1 pseudogene is annotated in these 436 nt (G+C 54.4%); it reads left to right on the top strand.

Annotation, left to right across the window (positions count from 1 at the left end):
• Positions 1-107: 107 nt before the first annotated feature.
• Positions 108-436 (top strand): annotated as a pseudogene (locus DVK01_RS21520) (hypothetical protein); the annotation flags it as partial.

Raw genomic sequence — 436 nt, forward strand, 5'->3', positions numbered from 1 at the left:
TATAGAAGCGGTCGAGGTCGTCCTGACGAGCCATTCTTACAGGATTCCTCTCATTCACGCATAAAGAGTTTCACCACTCGGTGCAACGGCTTCGAGTAGAACGCCGGATGGACATCCTCGTAATCTCACCGTGTTCCAAAGACAAACGATACGACCCCGTTCTCGACTGTGAGGCGGTGGACGAGCACTCGCGCGAGGAATTAGTGCAGGAACACAGCGAGCAAACCACGACTGCGGCAGACATGTATACTGGTCGTGAACACCAGCACGTCGAAGAGGCAGTCACTCATCTCCGTGGGGTTGCAGACGTCGACTGGCACATCATTTCCGCGGGATTTGGACTGCTACGTGACAGGACCGAAATTCCGTCCTATGAGTGCGGTTTCAGCGACATCGAATCCGTTCGAACGAGGGCCAAGCGAACGGGATACGATAT

The organism is Haloarcula sp. Atlit-120R (genome assembly GCF_003665885.1).
Classification (GTDB): domain Archaea; phylum Halobacteriota; class Halobacteria; order Halobacteriales; family Haloarculaceae; genus Haloarcula; species Haloarcula taiwanensis.